Consider the following 17,007-nt stretch of genomic DNA (forward strand, 5'->3'; position numbering starts at 1 on the left):
AATTTTTCATAACGAAGATGAAGAATAAAAAATTATCTTAGTTAAATACTTTTCAGTGTGTTAATTCAAAAATATATCTTAAAACGAATCAATCAAAATGTAAAAAAACAACAAAAAGTATGCATAATAAGAATTAATTATTAATTTTGCCAGATTTAAAAGAAAAACGAAAAATTATTATGTTGGTATTACAAACATCTGGTGAATTGGCGAGTGTCGCAAGTGAAACAGCACTTGTTGAAGAAAAAACACTTTCGGTTATGGATATGATCCTCAATGGAGGAGCGGCGAGTACAGTTATCATTACTGTGTTATTCATTATGTTAGCTGTGGCTTTATTTATTTATTTTGAGAGATTATTTGCCATAAAATCAGCTTCTAAAGTTGATAAGAATTTTATGATGAAAATCCGTGATGGTATTTCAGCAGGGAAATTAGACGCAGCGAGAATGTTTTGTATGCAATCGAACACACCTGTAGCTCGTTTGATTGAAAAAGGTATTTCCCGAATTGGTAAACCTCTGGAAGACATCAACAAAGCAATCGAAAATGCAGGAACGTTGGAAGTTTACAAATTGGAAAAAAACACAGCGATTTTGGCTACTATTGCAGGTGCTGGACCTATGATTGGATTTTTAGGCACGGTTGTTGGTATGATTATGTCATTCCACGAGATGGCTACCGCTGGAGGACAGGCAGAAATGGGAGCTTTAGCCAATGGTATCTATACCGCAATGGCAACAACTGTGGCTGGATTAATTGTTGGTATCATCGCTTACATCGGTTACAACCATTTAGTGGTTCGTACTGATAAAATCGTTCACCAAATGGAGGCTAATGCAGTTGAATTTTTGGATTTATTGAATGAACCCGTATAAAAACAACCTCTAAAGCCAAGTATCAAGATGAAAATAAGAGGTAGAAATAAAGTCAGTCCTGAATTCAGTATGTCGTCAATGACTGACATAGTGTTCTTGTTGCTTGTATTCTTTATGATTACGGCAAATAGCCCGAACGCATTAGATTTGCTCTTACCAAAAGCTAAGGGTAAATCGACTAATACACAGAATGTTTCTGTAAGCATAAACAAAGACTTAAATTACTTTATTGATAAAAAACAAATTGCTATTGAGAGTTTAGAACAAGAACTTAAAGTAGCATTGCAAGGTGTTGAAAAGCCTACCATCATTTTAAGGGTAGAAGAAAGCGTTCCCATTGAGAAAGCTGTTGCTGTGATGGATATCGCAAATCAAAACCAATATAAAGTAATTTTGGCTGTTCGTCCAAAATAAAATGATATGAGTTTAATTGACACAGAACATAAACGTAAATCATTAGCTATCACTACCACTATAATGGGGCTTATCGTGATTTTGCTATTTTTTGCGGGAATGAAATATCTTGACCCTCCTCCTGAAAGCGGTGTTGATGTCGTTTTTGGTGTTGATGTACAGGGAATGGGCGAAAAGTCTCCTCCTCCAAGTGCTTCAAAACCACAACCATCACGTTCTGAGGAAACGTCAAAACCAGAGGAAAGTACTTCTGAAAGTGTCAAAGAAAATCTTTTGGCTCAGGACAATGAAGAAGAAATTGCTGTTCCTAACGAGCCAAAAAAGAAAGAAAAACAGAAGGAAACTCCCAAAAAGGAAAAATCAGAAAAAACTCCTAATAAGCAACCGACTGAAAAGCCAAAAGAAGATCCCAAGCCATCAAAAGAAACAACTGATGCTTTATCAAGTATTTTAGGAGCTGCTAATGCAAACGGAAACTCCTCTGGAGGGCAAGGTGATGACAATGTTGCTGGTTACAAAGGTAGCCCTGATGGTGATCCTTACGCAAGTAGTTATTACGGTTCTGGAGGTTCGGGAACAGGAGGCAAAGGCTGGGGACTTAAAGGACGAAACATAGAAGCAGAAGGGAAAGTTCTGCAAGATTGTAATGAATCAGGAACAGTAGTCGTTCAAATTGAAGTTGACCAAAATGGAAATGTAGTAAAGGCTACTCCTGGTGTGAGAGGCTCTACAAGCAGGGAAGCTTGTTTATTAGAAGCAGCCCGAAAAACAGCCTTCAAACACAAATGGAATGCTGATTCAAAGGCTCCTTCACGACAAATCGGATTTATTGTAATTAACTTTAAATTAGGAGAATAATTTTACGCAAAGTGAAACTATTTTAAAAAAATGAAGATAATTTAAGAATTTCAAAATAGGTTTTCTTAAATTATCTTTTCTTATATCAACCTTATTAACTGAATAAAATTGGACTATCAAGAAACACTCTCGTGGATGTTTAATCGTTTGCCTATGTTTCAAAACCAAGGCAGGAAAGCATTAAACCATAAATTGGATAATATTCAAGCACTTACCTCCATACTAAATCACCCTGAAAAGAAATTCAAATCACTACATATCGCTGGTACTAACGGAAAAGGCTCATCAAGCCATATGTTAGCATCTGTTTTACAACAAGCAGGATATAAAGTGGGCTTGTACACATCACCTCACCTTAAGGATTTCAGAGAACGTATCAAAATAAATGGCATCGAAATACCTGAAAGTGATGTGATTTCATTCATAGAAAAACACAAATCTTTCTTTGAAGAAAATCATTTGTCTTTTTTTGAGATGACAGTTGGGTTGGCTTTTGATTATTTTGCAAAAGAACAGGTAGACATTGCCGTTATTGAAGTTGGATTGGGTGGGAGATTTGATTCTACAAATATTATAAATCCTGAGGTATCCTTAATCACGAACATATCGAAAGACCATATGGATATTTTAGGGAATACTTTACCAGAAATAGCTACCGAAAAATCAGGAATTATAAAAAAAAATACGCCTATAGTTATTAGTGAATATAATGAATTAACTGCTCCTATTTTTATAAAAAAAGCCAAAGAAGAAAATGCTCCTATTATTTTTGCTTCCTCTATTTCAACTGTTTTAAAAACTGATTTACAAGGAATTTATCAAGAAAAAAATATAAAAGGAGTTATTGCAGTTTTAGATTTTTTGAAAAATAATTTTTGGGAAATCTCTGATAATGACATCAAAACTGGGCTACTGAATGTAGTAAAAAACACGGGGCTAAGGGGGCGTTGGCAAACTCTTTCCGAAAAACCTAAAATAGTTTGCGACACAGGACACAATGAGGCTGGATTATCATACGTTATTGAGCAAATTTCTCAACAATCCTTTGAAAAACTCCATATCGTTTTAGGTTTTGCAAAAGACAAAGACGTGAACTCCGCACTTGATATGTTTCCTAAAAATGCAACATATTATTTCTGTAAACCGAACATTCCACGTGGGTTAGATGTACAAGTTTTATACGAAATTGCCACTAAAAAAGGTATAAGCGGAAAGGCTTACAACTCCGTAAAAAACGCATTGGAAGCAGCAAAGGAAAATGCGAAACCAGAAGATTTCATTTTTGTAGGAGGAAGTACTTTCGTTGTTGCAGAAATTGTTTAATTTTTTATCAAGATAAAACACTAAATATAAATCACTTACATTTTAACATAAAATTTTATCAAAAAAAAGTGAAAAAATATTTGGAACTTTAATATGAATTGCATTATATTTGCACTCGTAAAACAAAGGATAGGCGGGAGTAGCTCAGTTGGTAGAGCGTCAGCCTTCCAAGCTGAATGTCGCGAGTTCGAACCTCGTCTCCCGCTCAAAAAAAGCAACCTAAATAAGGTTGCTTTTTTATTTTTAAATATATTATTTTAACAAAACATATTGATTGTAATGGTTAATGTACACTTTATTCATCTCCAATAAGTTGTACAACTCTTCCAAAATATCTTTTTCCTCAAAATCTAAATGTAAGAGCAATTCATTGGAAGACAAACTTTGCCCCTTTAATAAATCCAAAATTCTTTGTCTTAACTCCTCACTATTTATTTTTATTTTTTGTTTTTTAGAAATACAAACAGAACAAATACCGCAAGGATTCATTTCCTTTTCACCAAAATACCTTAACAACTGAATACTTTTACATTCATTTGAATTTTCGATATAACGGAACATAGCTTCTTGCATATCAATCTTATTCGCATTATATTCTTTCAAATTTTTAGCAACTGTGTTGATGGTTCTGTCGTCATCGCGTGGAACTTTAAAAATTATTTCAGCATCGGTATTTTCGTTGGTATATTCTATTATCCCGTCTTTTTGTAATTTTTCAAATTGAGCTATAATTTTTGAGATTTCCATTCCTGTTTTTTGGGCTATTCTTTCAATTTTTATAGGAATAGTTTGTTCGTAAATCCCAGGGAAATTCCTCAATAAGTAGAAAACAATATCCTTTAATTCTGCTTGACCTTTCAAATAGTTAATTACCTCTACACTTGAGGGAAGAAAACGCAATGTAATCTTATGATGAAAATTTTGACTCAGTGAAATAACTGATAATCTGTCAAGTAAAGATAATCCATTATATGCTTTTTGAAATTGTAAATTGTATCGCTTACAAAAGTCGGAAAATTGAAATCGGAAAGAAATTTCTTCTCCTTCTCCGTAAGCAATCTGAAAATAAACATTTAATTTAGCATACAAGAATTTCAAATACGAAACATCGACGATTTGTTCCGTAAGTTGATTTTTAGCACTTTGCAAGTCTGAATTATTATAGAGCAAAACAGCATATGACTTCTCTCCATCACGTCCAGTTCTTCCTGCTTCCTGAAAATAATCTTCAATAGTCGTTGGAATTTCCCAATGAATAACCGTTCGGACATCGGGCTTATCAATTCCCATACCAAAGGCATTTGTAGCAACCATCACTTGAATATCATTTAGTAGCCACATACTCAATTTTTTGTTCTTTTCTTCAGAAGATAGCCCTCCGTGAAAAAAAGTTGCCGAAATACCTCGTTCTTGCAAATATTCTGCCATCCGGATTGTTCCATTTCTGCTACGAACATAAACAATCGAAGTTCCTTTATTTTTCTTCAGAATCTGCTCTAATCGTTGCCATTTACTATCAGTTTTGAAAGTCATATAGGCAATATTAGGACGCTTTAAAGAAGTGGAAATAATTGTTGCCTTTTCAATGGTTAATTGCTGAAGAATATCGTTCTGCACCTTCAGTGTTGCCGAAGCAGTTAAAGCCAACAATGGAACTTTAGGAAACTGTTCTTTCAACCATTTACATTTCAGATAAGCGGGACGGAAATCTTTTCCCCAATGGGAAACACAATGAGCCTCATCAATTGCTATCAAATTAACATTCATTGATTTAATGAAATTCTGAACAACCTCTTGTTGCAAACGTTCGGGAGATAAATACAGAAATTTATAATCACCACAAATAGCGTTATTTAGCAATCTTTCCAAGTCCTCATATGAGATTCCACCAGCAATTGATAGGGCTTTAATACCTTTACTTTTCAAGTTTTCAACTTGGTCTGTCATCAATGCTATCAGAGGAGAAACAACAATACAAATTCCTTCCTTTACCAAAGCTGGTACCTGAAAAGCAATGGACTTACCTCCTCCTGTTGGCATTAGAGCTAAAACGTCATTCCCTTCCAAAACAGACTGGATTATAGCATCTTGAGGATATCGAAAGGAGTCATATCCCCAATATTTTTTGAGTATTTCAAGAGGATTTTTCATATTTTCAAAAAAAGAAATTATTGGATTTCTATCCTTTTAACAAAAACTTTTTCTTTACAATTCTCAACAATCACCTCTACTTTTTTCCCCTTTAAATCTCCTTCAACAACATAAACTTTACACGGCTCTGCCTTTACATTACTTTTGTTAAAAAGCACATTACCATCTGTAAAAATTTTGGTTAATTCCCCTTTAGTAGCGATAATTTCAGGAGAAATTTCCATTGTTTTGGAACGTAAATCTTTCAAAACTCTGCAATTAGGAAAATAACAAAAAGTCTCTGTTTCTTTCTTTTTGAAAAAAAAAGCAACAATTACAATTCCGATAGAAAGCCCAATAGAATAATATCCAATTCTTTTTAGTATTGACATTTCAACTTTTTTTAACATTTCCAACCGATAAAAAACTTCTTATTGATTGGTTTTTAAATAAATAATAAATTAATTGGTTTGTAAGGTAATCCAAACCACTCAGAAACAGTACTATCCGTCAGAATTCCGTGATAGAAATACAATCCGTTTCTTAAGCCTTTGTCTGCGTGCAGAATATTCTCAATTCCTCCCTCCTCTCCTACTTTCAATATAAAAGGCATTAAAATATTGCTCAGAGTAAATGATGAAGTTCGAGCGTAACGTGAAGCAATGTTTGGAACGCAATAATGTACCACGTTATGTTTCACAAAGGTAGGATTTGCCAAAGTGGTTATTCGGCTTGTTTCAATACATCCTCCCGTATCTATACTGGCATCCACTATTACTGAACCTTTTTTCATCAACTGAACCATATCTTCACTAACAACGATAGGAGAACGGCTCTCGCCCCGCATCGCCCCAATCAGTACATTACAACGCATCAAGGCTTTTTTTAAAATTTTAGGTTGCAAAGTAGATGTAAAAATCGAGTCGTTTAACGATTGCTTCAATTCTCGCAAATTTGCTAAGGAACTATCGAACACTTTTACTTTTGCTCCCAAACCTATTGCTGATTTAACAGCTGATTTGGTTATATCATTTGCCCCTAAAAAAACGACCTCAATGGGAGGCACCCCTGTAATATTCCCGAAGAGAAAACCTCCTCCTCCATTCGAAACATTGGCTATCAACTCCGAAGCTATTAATATTGAAGCTGTTCCAACAATTTCACTAACAGACTGAAGCACTGGAAAATTACCTTCTTCATCTTGAATATATTCAAAAGCTAAAGCTGTAATTTGTTTTTTGGACAAAGCCTCAAAATATTCTTTTGTTTGAGTTTTTATCTGCAAAGCTGAAATCAAAACTGATTTTGGACGGAGATAATTTATTTCTGTTTTTGTTGGTGGCTCAACTTTTAACACTATGGGACAAGAAAATACTTGTTCTGTATCATATATAATTTCTGCTCCCACCTCACTATAATCTCTGTCAGAAAAATTAGCATTTTCACCCGCACCCGATTCAACCAAAATTTGATGCCCGTTTGCCACCAAAACAGCAACATCGTCAGGGGCCAGACAGATACGCTTTTCCTGAAATGTGCTTTCTTTGGGTAAACCTATTTTTAGAGATATCTGTCTGTTAGCTACTGCCAATCGTTCTTCCTGTGGCAAAAACTTTGAGATGGTGGATAGTGGTGCCATAAACTTCTATTAAAAACACAAAAGTAAAAAGCAATGTACAAAAATACAAGAAAGTTGCAGTAAAATAATCAAAAAATATCTAATTGACAACTACTTACATCAAAGACATAATTAAATTTATATTTTTAACAGTTTTATAACAAATAAATCATTACTTTTGCCCCAATGATTCGAAAATTTACACACATATTACTGATAATTCTCATCTTGTTTTCAAATTCAGGATGGGCATTGTCTTTCCATTATTGTAAAGACGAATTAGCTTCTATTTCATTTACTTACGAAATCATTTCAGAGCAAGAAAACGATTCTTGCGATTTAGTTGGAGGTTGTTGCGAATCGAACAATGACCATTCCGATTGTTGTGATGATCAAACCTTTGAATCTTCTAAATCGGATGATACGCTTTCCTATAAAACATTTCAGTTAAGTTTTTTCACCTTTGCCTTACCTGAAAATTCGTACAATTTCAAGAATATAAGCATTTTAAAATCAAACAGAAATGTTCCTGCTTTTTATGTTGATTTAAATGCTCCTCCTCTGTACGAATTATTTTGTCAGCTTATATTTTATGCGTAATTAATTTTTAGTAACTATTTTTTTAGGCATTCTAAGTTAGAGAGCCTTAAACATTTTACATAAAAATTATAACATAAAATACTGACAATAAATGAATAAATACTTTTTTATAATTGGAATATTCTTATTCCCTTTTCTACTTTTCTCTCAAAAATATACAAGCGGAAGAGTTATTGATGAAAACAAAGAACCTCTTTTGGGTGCCAATGTTCATTGGAAAGGAACTTCTATTGGAGTATCTACTGATGAAAACGGAAACTTTACAATAAAAAACACAGAACATTCAAAATCCCTTGTTTTCAGTCACGTAGGATTTAAATCGCAGACTATAAATGTAAATTCTCAATCGGATTTGATGGTCCAATTGAAACCAGAGAACAATTTGGAAGAGGTTGTTGTATCACACAATAGAGCAGCTACAGTTCGGTCAAAATATCAGGTAGCTAACCTGCAGATAATGAGTAGCAAAGAACTACTAAAGGCTGCTTGTTGCAATCTTTCAGAAAGTTTTTCTACAAATCCGTCGATTGACGTAAATTTTTCTGACGCAGTTACAGGAAATAAGCAAATCAAGATGTTAGGGCTTACAAGTCCATATATCCTGATGGCTGAAGAAAATATCCCAACAATTCGAGGTGCCTCACAAGCCTACGGAATGATGTTTGTTCCTGGTACGTGGATTGAAAGTATCCAAATTACCAAAGGTGCAGGAAGTGTTATAAATGGATATGAAAGTATCTCAGGACAAATTAATTACGAGATTTTAAAACCTGCCACTGATATTCCTTTCTTCCTTAATATATTTGGTTCACAGGATAGTCGTATGGAGATTAACGCTCATTTAAATCAAAAATTTTCTGACAAACTGAGTTCTACATTTTTTGCTCACGGAAATGTTTTGAATACAAAAAGTGACCATAATAAAGACGGATTTATTGACCACCCAAAAGGTAATCAAATAAACTTACTAAATCGTTGGCAATTTATTGATAGTGAGAAGGGTTGGGTTGGATTTCTGAACTTAAATTATATGAAAGATAACCGACAAGCAGGAGAAATGAAATTTAATCCTGTAACGGATAAGCTTTCTAAAAATGCTTGGGGAAGTGAAATAAATTCCGAAAGAATTGGTATTGCAAATAAGGTTGGTTATGCTTTTCCCGACGAGCCTCACAAAAGTATTGGATTACAAAATGCTTTTCATTGGCACAAACAGAATTCATATTTTGGTCTGAATCAGTATGATATACATCAAAAAAGTTTTTACTCAAATCTAATCTATAATTCGATTATTACCAATACAAAAAATAAATTCGCTACAGGAATTAATTTTGTTTACGATGACTTTAATGAATTGGTATCAAGCAATTTAAAAGCCAATTTTTCGCGTACAGATAAATCTATCGGTGCTTTTTTTGAATATACATATGACAATTTAGATAATTTTAGTTTGGTAGCTGGTATTCGCGCTGATACTCACAATAATTTGGGGAATTTCATAACTCCACGTTTGCATTTACGCTACAATCCTTGGAAAAATGCAGTTATTAGAGCTTCTGCAGGAAGAGGAAAACGAGCTGCTAATATTTTTGCTGAAAATCAACAGTTTTTTGCTTCGAATCGAGAAATTTCAATACTTGGAAATGGCGGAAAATTATATGGTTTGAATCCTGAAATAGCGTGGAATTACGGAGGAAGCTTTCTGCAATCATTCAAAATATTTAATAAAAATGCAGAAGTTAGTCTTGACTTTTATAGAACTCATTTTGAAAATCAATCAGTTATAGACTTAGATAATTCTGCACAACAAGTTCTATTTTATGATTTGCAAGGAGAAAGTTTTGCCAATTCTTTTCAAGCTGAATTCAGTATTTCTCCTCTCAGAGGTTTGGATTTAAAAACTGCCTACAAATACTATGATGTTCAAACGCAGTTTACAGCAGGAAAATTAGAAAAAGCCTTAACACCCAAACATCGATTTTTTGCGAACATAGCATACGAAACTTTTGAAAAGAATCACACTCATTGGAAGTTTGACTTTACATTCAATTGGCTTGGCAGGCAACGACTTCCTTCAACCAAAAACAATCCAGAGCAATATCGTTTGGGCGAGTATGCTCCGTCATTTGCTACAATGAATTTTCAAATAACCAGAGCTTTTTCTCATCAATTTGAAATATATATAGGAGGAGAAAACATAGGAAATTATAAGCAGGAAAACGGAATCTTGTCTGCCAATAACCCTTTTGGTACATATTTTGACAGCACAATGCTATATGCTCCTACTTTTGGGCAAATGTACTACGCTGGATTACGTTTTAAAATAAGAAATTGGAAAAATAATTAACATAAACACCAAATAAAATGAAAAAGTTTTTAATTTTAATGGCAATATTTTGTTCTGTTGGACTAATTGCCGCTCAAGAAAAACCTAACAAAAATAAAAAAGCTGAATTTGCCGTTGGAGGAAATTGCGAAATGTGTAAAAAACGTATCGAAAAGGCTGCTTATTCTATTAAAGGCGTAAAAAGTGCCGTTTGGAACGTGGAAAGCGGAAATATTCAAGTGATTATTGATGAACGCAAATGTTCAGTAAAAGATGTTCAAAAAGCTATTGCTAAAATAGGTCACGATGCTGGGGAGGAACGTGCAGATAATAAAACATACGAGAATTTGCATCACTGTTGTTTGTATGAACGACTACCAGAAAAAAAATAACTCTTTTCTAATAAAATAAATGAAAAACTCAGAAGATTTGAAAACGAATTTCTATCTTCTGAGTTTTTTTATTCTAAACATTATTTCTTTACAATCATTTATAAAAACTTCCTTCTAATTTCAGGTTTTGGAACTGGACACTTACTTTTGATAATTTCTTTTCGATTTCTGGCAATGATATCATAAAAGAAATCTGTCAGAAATGTAGGAAATATCCAAATCAAAAAACGAAAAATAGGAAATGTTTTACTTATTTTCAGAAAATGATATACCGCTTGTGATTTAAAATAGAATTTCTCTTCTACTCTCACAATCACTGTTTTATCAACCATTTCTTGCAAGTTATTCTCCTCTATAATTTGTTTTCCTTTTTCTGAAATGCTGGATACAAATTTGAAGTAATCTTTTTTGTCTGCTTTTGCTAAAAAATAAGCCATTCGATTGCAGAACATACAATCTCCGTCGAAAATAAGGATTGAATCATTCATAGCGTAAGGCTTCAACAGGGTCTAATTTTGAGGCTTTTATAGCTGGATACAAACCAGAAATTATAGAAACTACAAGAGCTATTAAAATGGCTACAAAAATTATCATCCAAGGAATTGTAAACTCAAATTTAGCCATTTTTGATATAAAATATCCCAAACTTATTCCTAAAACAATGCCAGAAACAGCTCCTAATTGAGCGATTATTATTGTTTCGGTAAAAAATTGCATCGTAATTGCCTTTCTGTGAGCACCTAAGGCTTTTCGTATTCCAATTTCCTTAGTGCGTTCTGTTACAGAGACTAACATAATGTTAAGCAATGCAATTGATGAACCCAAAATAGTTATCAACCCAATTACAAAACCTGCAATAGCAATTCCACCAGTAATATTCGCAATACGATGTAGTAAATCATCACTGCGTTCCACTCCAAAATTATTCTCATCTAAAGGTCTAAGGCTTCGGATATTACGCATTACCAAAATAGCATCATCCATAACTGCGTCTATTTTCTGTTGGTCACTTACCCGCACTTTTATCTGATAATTAGGCACTTGAGTTGTAAAAGAGGAACGTGCAATCCCCAATGGTAGAAGTATTTGCAAATCTTCATAATTACCAAAGGTTGAACCTTTTGATTTCAAAACGCCAACGATAGTAAACTTATGCCCACGAACTGAAATTACTTTTCCAATAGGATTGATATCTTTCAAAAGAGTTTTCTGAAAATCAGCACCAATGATGCAAACATTGGCATTATTTTCAATATCCAAAGTAGTAAGGTCTCTTCCTGCTTCAAGTTCTAATCCTGAATTAGTTACATAATTTTCATCAACTCCAAGTATATTGACCAAAGGGTCAGTTTTTTGGTTTTCATACTTCACTTCCACTCCCGAAGCAGAGAAAATAGAAATACTTGTTTTAGCAAACGGATTGTCCAATTCTTTTTTGAACATCAGTGCATCTTGGTAAGTAATTAACGGATTTATTTTCTCTTTGGCACCACTACCTTGAGCCCGTTGTTCAAATTCGTATCTTGAAATTGAAAATGTGTTTGCTCCCATCTGTGAAAAATTTCCCTCAAGAGTATTTCTCAAAGCTGTAATCACACTCAAAATTCCTACCAAAGCAGTAATACCAATTGCTATAATCAGGATTGTCAGAATAGTACGTAACAACTGACTCTTGATAGACTCAATAGCAATTCTTATATTTTCGCGTATTACAACAAATCGAATAGACATTTTGTGCGAATTTTATTTTTAAATTCAAAATAGTTATAAAATATCTTTGAAAAAAGAGAATAAATACTTTGCTACACCATCTTCTTTATGGTGAAATGTAAGTCCGTAAGCTACTTTTTTCACTTCCTCACGAGCATTTGCAACTGCAATTCCATAACCAACACCTTGAATCATCTCCATATCATTGTAATTATCACCAAAAGCCATTGCTTCTTTCAAGGTATAGTTGTATTTTTGGTTCAGAAGTACATTAATTCCTGTTAATTTTGAAACTTTTATGTCTGCAATCTCAATATACGTGTCCTTAGCTCGGTAGATATGTAATTTTTCAGAAAAATTATCATTCAAATAGGCAAACATTTGTTCAATCAGGCGTTGGTCTCCCATAAGCATTAATTTATGAGCTCCAATATTTTGTTTTCTCCATTCCACAAGCACTTCTCTATTGGAAAGGACCTCTGGTTTTGCTTTTGTATTGTTTTCCTCACGCATCGCCCAGAAGTCATATTCCGGAACAAACCACAAATCATTGTGATACAAACTTATATGAATTTTGCCATCAAACCTCTCTTCATTATATGATATTATTTTTTCAATTAGTTCGAGATTTATTTCTGTTGAATGTAATACTTTTTCTTGGTCTAATACCAAAGCTCCGTTATATGCAATAACCGGAAGATGAAGCGTATCTAACATTTTTTGTAAATAGCTCATTTGCTTAGGCATACGTGAAGAAACCAAAACAAAAGGTATTTTATCTTTTACTTTTTTAACTTCTGAAATAGTTGCCTCCGAAAGAGTTCGTTCCCCATTCAAAAGTGTTCCATCTATATCTGAAAAAATAATTTTACAATTCATTATCAATCATTTATAATCAACTAAAATCAATCTATTCCCAAAACATCCGTCATTGAAAATACACCCTCTTTGCCCAAAATCCATTCAGCCGCCAAAATGGCTCCCAAAGCAAACCCTTCACGGCTGTGAGCTGTATGCTTAATCTCAATGGTATCTACCTGACTCTCATAAGTTATGATATGCGTACCTGGCACGTTTTCAATACGTTTAGCTTCAATGGATATTTCAGTTGTTCCTGCCTGTCCTAATTTCCAAGCTGTTTTATCAGAATTTTGAATAATTCCTTCAGCTAAGGTAATTGCTGTACCACTTGGAGCATCTAATTTCTGTGTATGATGGATTTCTCCTATTGAAACATCATAATTTTTCAAGGGAGCCATCAATTTCGCTAATTTCTTATTCAAAGCAAAAAACACATTTACCCCTATACTAAAATTGGAAGCATACAAAAACGCTCCCCGATATTCCTTACAAATCTCCACTGCCCTTTCATAATTCTTCAACCACCCCGTAGTTCCAACAACCACAGGAACTTGCTTTTGAACACAACTCACAATATTAGCAAAAGCACTATCAGGAGTACTAAATTCAATTGCAACATCAGCAACAGAAATATCATAAGAGGTTTTTGAATCATCTATTTTTAGAACTATCTCGTGACCACGTTCTAAAGCTAATTTCTCTATGGTTTTTCCCATTTTCCCGTACCCAAGTAAGGCTATTTTCATCTGTAAGTTATTTTATTTTAAATCCAGCTACAAATATACATTACTCACCCGTAAAAATCAAAAAAAGAGGTTCTTTTTAAGAAAAACCTCTTTTTGATATATTATTTTCAAAATCTTAGAAATGAAAGATCAAACCAAAATTGAATCCTAATGAAGAATAAGGTGACTTATCTTGATTTGCTACTGAAACTTCATCTTCTTGCAATAACGTAGAAAGCTTGGTTACTAAAGGTTTAGCTTTCTCCACAAGTGCCTTATGCTCAGGAGAAGGAGAACCTGATAATCTTTCTATTGTAGTATTCACATTCCCTAAAAATTCTTTTGATGAAACGTTTTTTCCTCCGAATGTTCCGTTAAAATTATCCAATTTCAATTTATCTGGGGCAACATTTATGTTAATATACTCACCTTCAACAAAGAAAGAAAGTTTTTCAGTTAATTTGAATTTATAACCCAGTCCGCCAATAAATCCAAAAGGCATTTTTCCACTTGTTTTTGAAGTCACTGTAGCCTTTGCTGGCATAGAAAACGGAGTCAAATCTATATCTGTATTAATCTTTGATGAGCCTCCCACTTTGGTAACTCCTCCTGCACGTAAATAAATATTTTCAGTAACATTGAACACAGCCGATAATGATGCTCCGAATACATTTGACTTAGAAATTGACTCAGAAACAGGAGTTTTTGAGGTTGTGATTGATTTTCCGTGCAAATAACCAACTGCCAATTCTGCACCTAGTCTCTTATTGAAGAAGTAACCTCCCCTTAATTGTGTTTGAAACCCAACACCAAAACTTCCTTCTAAATCCGATGCAACTCCCGTCAATGCTACTTGTTCTCCAATCTTTTTCTTGTGAGCTTCAAATCCGTAGCCACCACTTACTGAAACATACGCTTGCCCGTAAACTGCCGTTCCAAAAATCACAGCTACAGCCAATAAAAAATTTCTTTTCATTATTTAAATGTTTATACGTTTTTGCAAACGTATAAAAAATAATGAAATTTCCAAACAGATTTCTTAAAAAACACTTAACAACTCATATATTTTTTCTGTTGGTCTTCCAATAACAGCTTTATCTCCAACAATAACTATTGGTCTTTCAATAAGTCGAGGATAATCTGCCATTAATTGAATAATTTCCTCATCGGTTAATGTTTTATCTTTAAAATTTTCTTTCCAAATGGATTCATTTTTTCGAACTAGTTCTAATGGAGAAATTTTTAGTTTTGCTAAAATCTCAACAATTTCCTCCTTTTTCGGTGGATTTTTCATATAATCCACAATTTCATATTCTTTTTCTGATTCCTTAAGCAAATCTAAACCGCAACGAGATTTTGAACATCTTGGATTATGATACATTTTTATCATTTTGATAAATATTTTAAAGTATTCTACACATCAAACGTAATTTATGTGTATAATTTCTAATTTCAGAATTAAAAATTCCTATATGATCTAATTTATCAACACGGACTTTTCCGTAAGAATGTATGATTTGATTATCTCCCAACAGAATTCCAACGTGCGTGATATTTCCTTCTTCATCATCAAAAAAAGCTAAGTCACCAGGAATTGTTTCTTCGATGAATCCTACTAATTCCCCTTGTTTGGATTGTTTTTCTGGAGTTCGTAACAAATTGATTCCGTTCAACTTATAAACCATTTGAACAAAACCCGATGCATCAATACCAAAAGGCGTCCTTCCTCCCAAAAGATAGGGAACGTTCAAATACTCAAATGCTGTTGAGATGACACCCACACCAGAGGGTTTCTGTGTTGATTGTGAAGCATTTAACAAATAGTTGTATGAAAAAGTGGCTCCCTTAGGAACATACAAGAATGAATTCTCTGCGTTTTTTAACCGCAATTTAGTCATCAAACGATGTGCGTATTTGTCTTTCTTTTTGAGAACTTTACGATATTCTTTATCAGATATTTCTGTAAACTGATTATTCAAAACCCATCCTTCCGTTCCATCAAAAATTATTCGAACAAAACTCCAATTTTCTTGCTTTTCAATCACTTGCAATAATTCACCAAAAAGCAATTGCGTTATCATCTCAGTACTTTCAAAAGGCTCTAAGCGAACAGGAACCACACTTAAATGGCATATTCCGTAAGGCGTATATAATATTTTCATACTCATTATGTTGCAAAAATAAAAAATAAGGAACATAAACAAATATAATTCCTTATTTTTTATTCAAAATTTTTAAAATCAGGTGTTTTTATATCATTTTTGAAAAAATCCTGACTTTTATGGTATTATCTATTCTTAACGTGGAACGCAACTAATCCATCAATTGGCTTACGTAAAACTATTCCTAACTTCAAATTATTTTTTGTAAGAACCTCTTTCAGAATATCTTGCAAATAGAAAGCGATACTTCCTACAAAATTGATTGGCACTTCATATCTGGCTTCGTATTGTGTAATCCAGTGGTCAACAAATAGTTGTATTCCGTTTTCTATAATCTGACGACAATATTTATGCTCCTTGTTCTCTACGGCGAATCTTGCGAAAGTAGCTAAATAACTATTTGGGTTAGGTAATTTGTATAAATGATTTTTAATAACATCAGAATTCAAATCATATTCCTTCTCAAATTTTTCAGCCAAATCTTTTGGCATTTTTTTGAAGAAATAATCATTGATTAATTTTTTCCCGTAGAAATTTCCACTGGATTCATCCATCATTATATATCCAAGAGAATCAACCGCTTGAATTAGTTTCTCACCATTCCAATAAGAACAATTAGCACCAGTTCCTAAAATACAAACGATAGCTTTATCGGAAGGATTAGTGGTAGCATAAACCGCAGCAAAGGTGTCTTCTTTCACATCTATTTTTGCATTTCTGAAAATAGATTTTAGAGTACGCTCTACAAAAGTCCACATACGTTCAGTACCGCAACCAGCCCCATAGAAATAAATCTCCGAAACAGTATTTTTATTTTCAGCAAGTTCCTTATTAGTGGTAACACGTTCTACAAAAACCTCTTCATCAATTACTTCAGGATTTAATCCTAAGGTCTGTGTAACAAATAGTTTCTCTCCGTTATTGTCCAAAGCTGTCCAATCCGCTTTAGTAGCTCCACTATCAACAATTAAAATCATAATCTTAATGTAATTAAGTTAAACACTTAAAAA

General features: G+C 33.5%; 18 protein-coding genes and 1 tRNA gene. 8 read left to right on the forward strand and 11 right to left on the reverse strand.

The window, feature by feature from the left end; all coding sequences use genetic code 11:
- Positions 1-179 precede the first annotated feature (179 nt).
- The 5 genes from YW9_RS0110265 (at position 180) to YW9_RS0110285 (ending at position 3,679) form a co-directional block, all read left to right on the forward strand.
- Positions 180-878 carry a MotA/TolQ/ExbB proton channel family protein gene (locus YW9_RS0110265; RefSeq protein ID WP_018280083.1) on the forward strand — a complete coding sequence of 233 codons (699 nt, stop codon included), beginning with the start codon at positions 180-182 and terminating at the stop codon, positions 876-878.
- 27 nt (positions 879-905) lie between these two features.
- Positions 906-1,292 (forward strand): ExbD/TolR family protein, encoded by a 387-nt coding sequence (locus tag YW9_RS0110270; RefSeq protein WP_026193973.1) that lies wholly within the window; start codon positions 906-908, stop codon positions 1,290-1,292.
- 6 nt (positions 1,293-1,298) lie between these two features.
- Positions 1,299-2,150, forward strand: coding sequence for an energy transducer TonB family protein (locus YW9_RS0110275; protein WP_018280085.1), 852 nt, complete (start codon positions 1,299-1,301; stop codon positions 2,148-2,150).
- 108 nt (positions 2,151-2,258) lie between these two features.
- Positions 2,259-3,473 (forward strand): bifunctional folylpolyglutamate synthase/dihydrofolate synthase, encoded by a 1,215-nt coding sequence (locus YW9_RS0110280; protein ID WP_026193974.1) that lies wholly within the window; start codon positions 2,259-2,261, stop codon positions 3,471-3,473.
- Positions 3,474-3,606: 133 nt separating this feature from the next.
- Positions 3,607-3,679, forward strand: a tRNA-Gly gene (locus YW9_RS0110285).
- Positions 3,680-3,725: 46 nt separating this feature from the next.
- Here YW9_RS0110285 and YW9_RS0110290 read toward each other — a convergent pair.
- Genes YW9_RS0110290 through YW9_RS0110300 form a run of 3 tightly spaced genes read right to left on the reverse strand, consistent with a single transcriptional unit; the run spans position 3,726 to position 7,242 of the window.
- Positions 3,726-5,624 (reverse strand): RecQ family ATP-dependent DNA helicase, encoded by a 1,899-nt coding sequence (locus YW9_RS0110290; protein WP_018280087.1) that lies wholly within the window; start codon positions 5,622-5,624, stop codon positions 3,726-3,728.
- 17 nt (positions 5,625-5,641) lie between these two features.
- A complete protein-coding gene (locus YW9_RS0110295; RefSeq protein ID WP_026193975.1) occupies positions 5,642-5,995 on the reverse strand; it encodes a hypothetical protein in 354 nt (117 codons plus the stop codon).
- 53 nt (positions 5,996-6,048) lie between these two features.
- Positions 6,049-7,242: an alanine dehydrogenase gene (locus YW9_RS0110300; RefSeq protein WP_018280089.1), complete on the reverse strand. Its 1,194-nt coding sequence runs from the start codon at positions 7,240-7,242 to the stop codon at positions 6,049-6,051.
- A gap of 165 nt (positions 7,243-7,407) precedes the next feature.
- On the opposite strand from YW9_RS0110300, the gene YW9_RS0110305 reads away from it, so the two are divergent.
- The 3 genes from YW9_RS0110305 to YW9_RS0110315 all read left to right on the forward strand — a co-directional run bounded on the left by YW9_RS0110305 (position 7,408) and on the right by YW9_RS0110315 (position 10,539).
- The gene (locus YW9_RS0110305) at positions 7,408-7,821 is read left to right on the forward strand and encodes an HYC_CC_PP family protein (RefSeq protein ID WP_018280090.1); all 414 of its coding nucleotides are present in this window, start codon (positions 7,408-7,410) and stop codon (positions 7,819-7,821) included.
- Between the two features lie 91 nt (positions 7,822-7,912).
- On the forward strand, positions 7,913-10,168 hold the full coding sequence (locus tag YW9_RS0110310; RefSeq protein WP_018280091.1) for a TonB-dependent receptor: 2,256 nt from the start codon (positions 7,913-7,915) through the stop codon (positions 10,166-10,168).
- 17 nt (positions 10,169-10,185) lie between these two features.
- Positions 10,186-10,539: a heavy-metal-associated domain-containing protein gene (locus YW9_RS0110315; RefSeq protein WP_018280092.1), complete on the forward strand. Its 354-nt coding sequence runs from the start codon at positions 10,186-10,188 to the stop codon at positions 10,537-10,539.
- Between the two features lie 98 nt (positions 10,540-10,637).
- On the opposite strand, the gene YW9_RS0110320 is transcribed toward YW9_RS0110315, so the two are convergent.
- From YW9_RS0110320 to YW9_RS0110355, 8 genes are all read right to left on the reverse strand, one after another.
- On the reverse strand, positions 10,638-11,027 hold the full coding sequence (locus tag YW9_RS0110320; protein WP_040354130.1) for a thiol-disulfide oxidoreductase DCC family protein: 390 nt from the start codon (positions 11,025-11,027) through the stop codon (positions 10,638-10,640).
- Entirely contained in the window at positions 11,020-12,270 is a 1,251-nt protein-coding gene (locus YW9_RS0110325; protein WP_018280094.1) for an ABC transporter permease, read from the reverse strand. Before YW9_RS0110325 ends, YW9_RS0110320 begins: the two co-directional genes overlap by 8 nt.
- Positions 12,271-12,303: 33 nt before the next feature.
- Entirely contained in the window at positions 12,304-13,128 is an 825-nt protein-coding gene (locus YW9_RS0110330; protein ID WP_018280095.1) for a Cof-type HAD-IIB family hydrolase, read from the reverse strand.
- 26 nt (positions 13,129-13,154) lie between these two features.
- On the reverse strand, positions 13,155-13,856 hold the full coding sequence (gene dapB / locus YW9_RS0110335) for a 4-hydroxy-tetrahydrodipicolinate reductase (protein WP_018280096.1): 702 nt from the start codon (positions 13,854-13,856) through the stop codon (positions 13,155-13,157).
- A 115-nt stretch (positions 13,857-13,971) separates the two neighbouring features.
- The gene (locus YW9_RS0110340; protein WP_018280097.1) at positions 13,972-14,811 is read right to left on the reverse strand and encodes an outer membrane beta-barrel protein; all 840 of its coding nucleotides are present in this window, start codon (positions 14,809-14,811) and stop codon (positions 13,972-13,974) included.
- Between the two features lie 63 nt (positions 14,812-14,874).
- Positions 14,875-15,225, reverse strand: coding sequence for an arsenate reductase (glutaredoxin) (gene arsC, locus YW9_RS0110345; protein WP_018280098.1), 351 nt, complete (start codon positions 15,223-15,225; stop codon positions 14,875-14,877).
- Between the two features lie 13 nt (positions 15,226-15,238).
- Positions 15,239-16,003, reverse strand: coding sequence for a C40 family peptidase (locus tag YW9_RS0110350; protein ID WP_026193977.1), 765 nt, complete (start codon positions 16,001-16,003; stop codon positions 15,239-15,241).
- A 119-nt stretch (positions 16,004-16,122) separates the two neighbouring features.
- Positions 16,123-16,974: an N-acetylglucosamine kinase-like protein gene (locus tag YW9_RS0110355; RefSeq protein WP_018280100.1), complete on the reverse strand. Its 852-nt coding sequence runs from the start codon at positions 16,972-16,974 to the stop codon at positions 16,123-16,125.
- Positions 16,975-17,007 lie beyond the last annotated feature (33 nt).

Source organism: Capnocytophaga cynodegmi DSM 19736, assembly GCF_000379185.1.
GTDB classification, from domain to species: Bacteria; Bacteroidota; Bacteroidia; order Flavobacteriales; family Flavobacteriaceae; genus Capnocytophaga; species Capnocytophaga cynodegmi.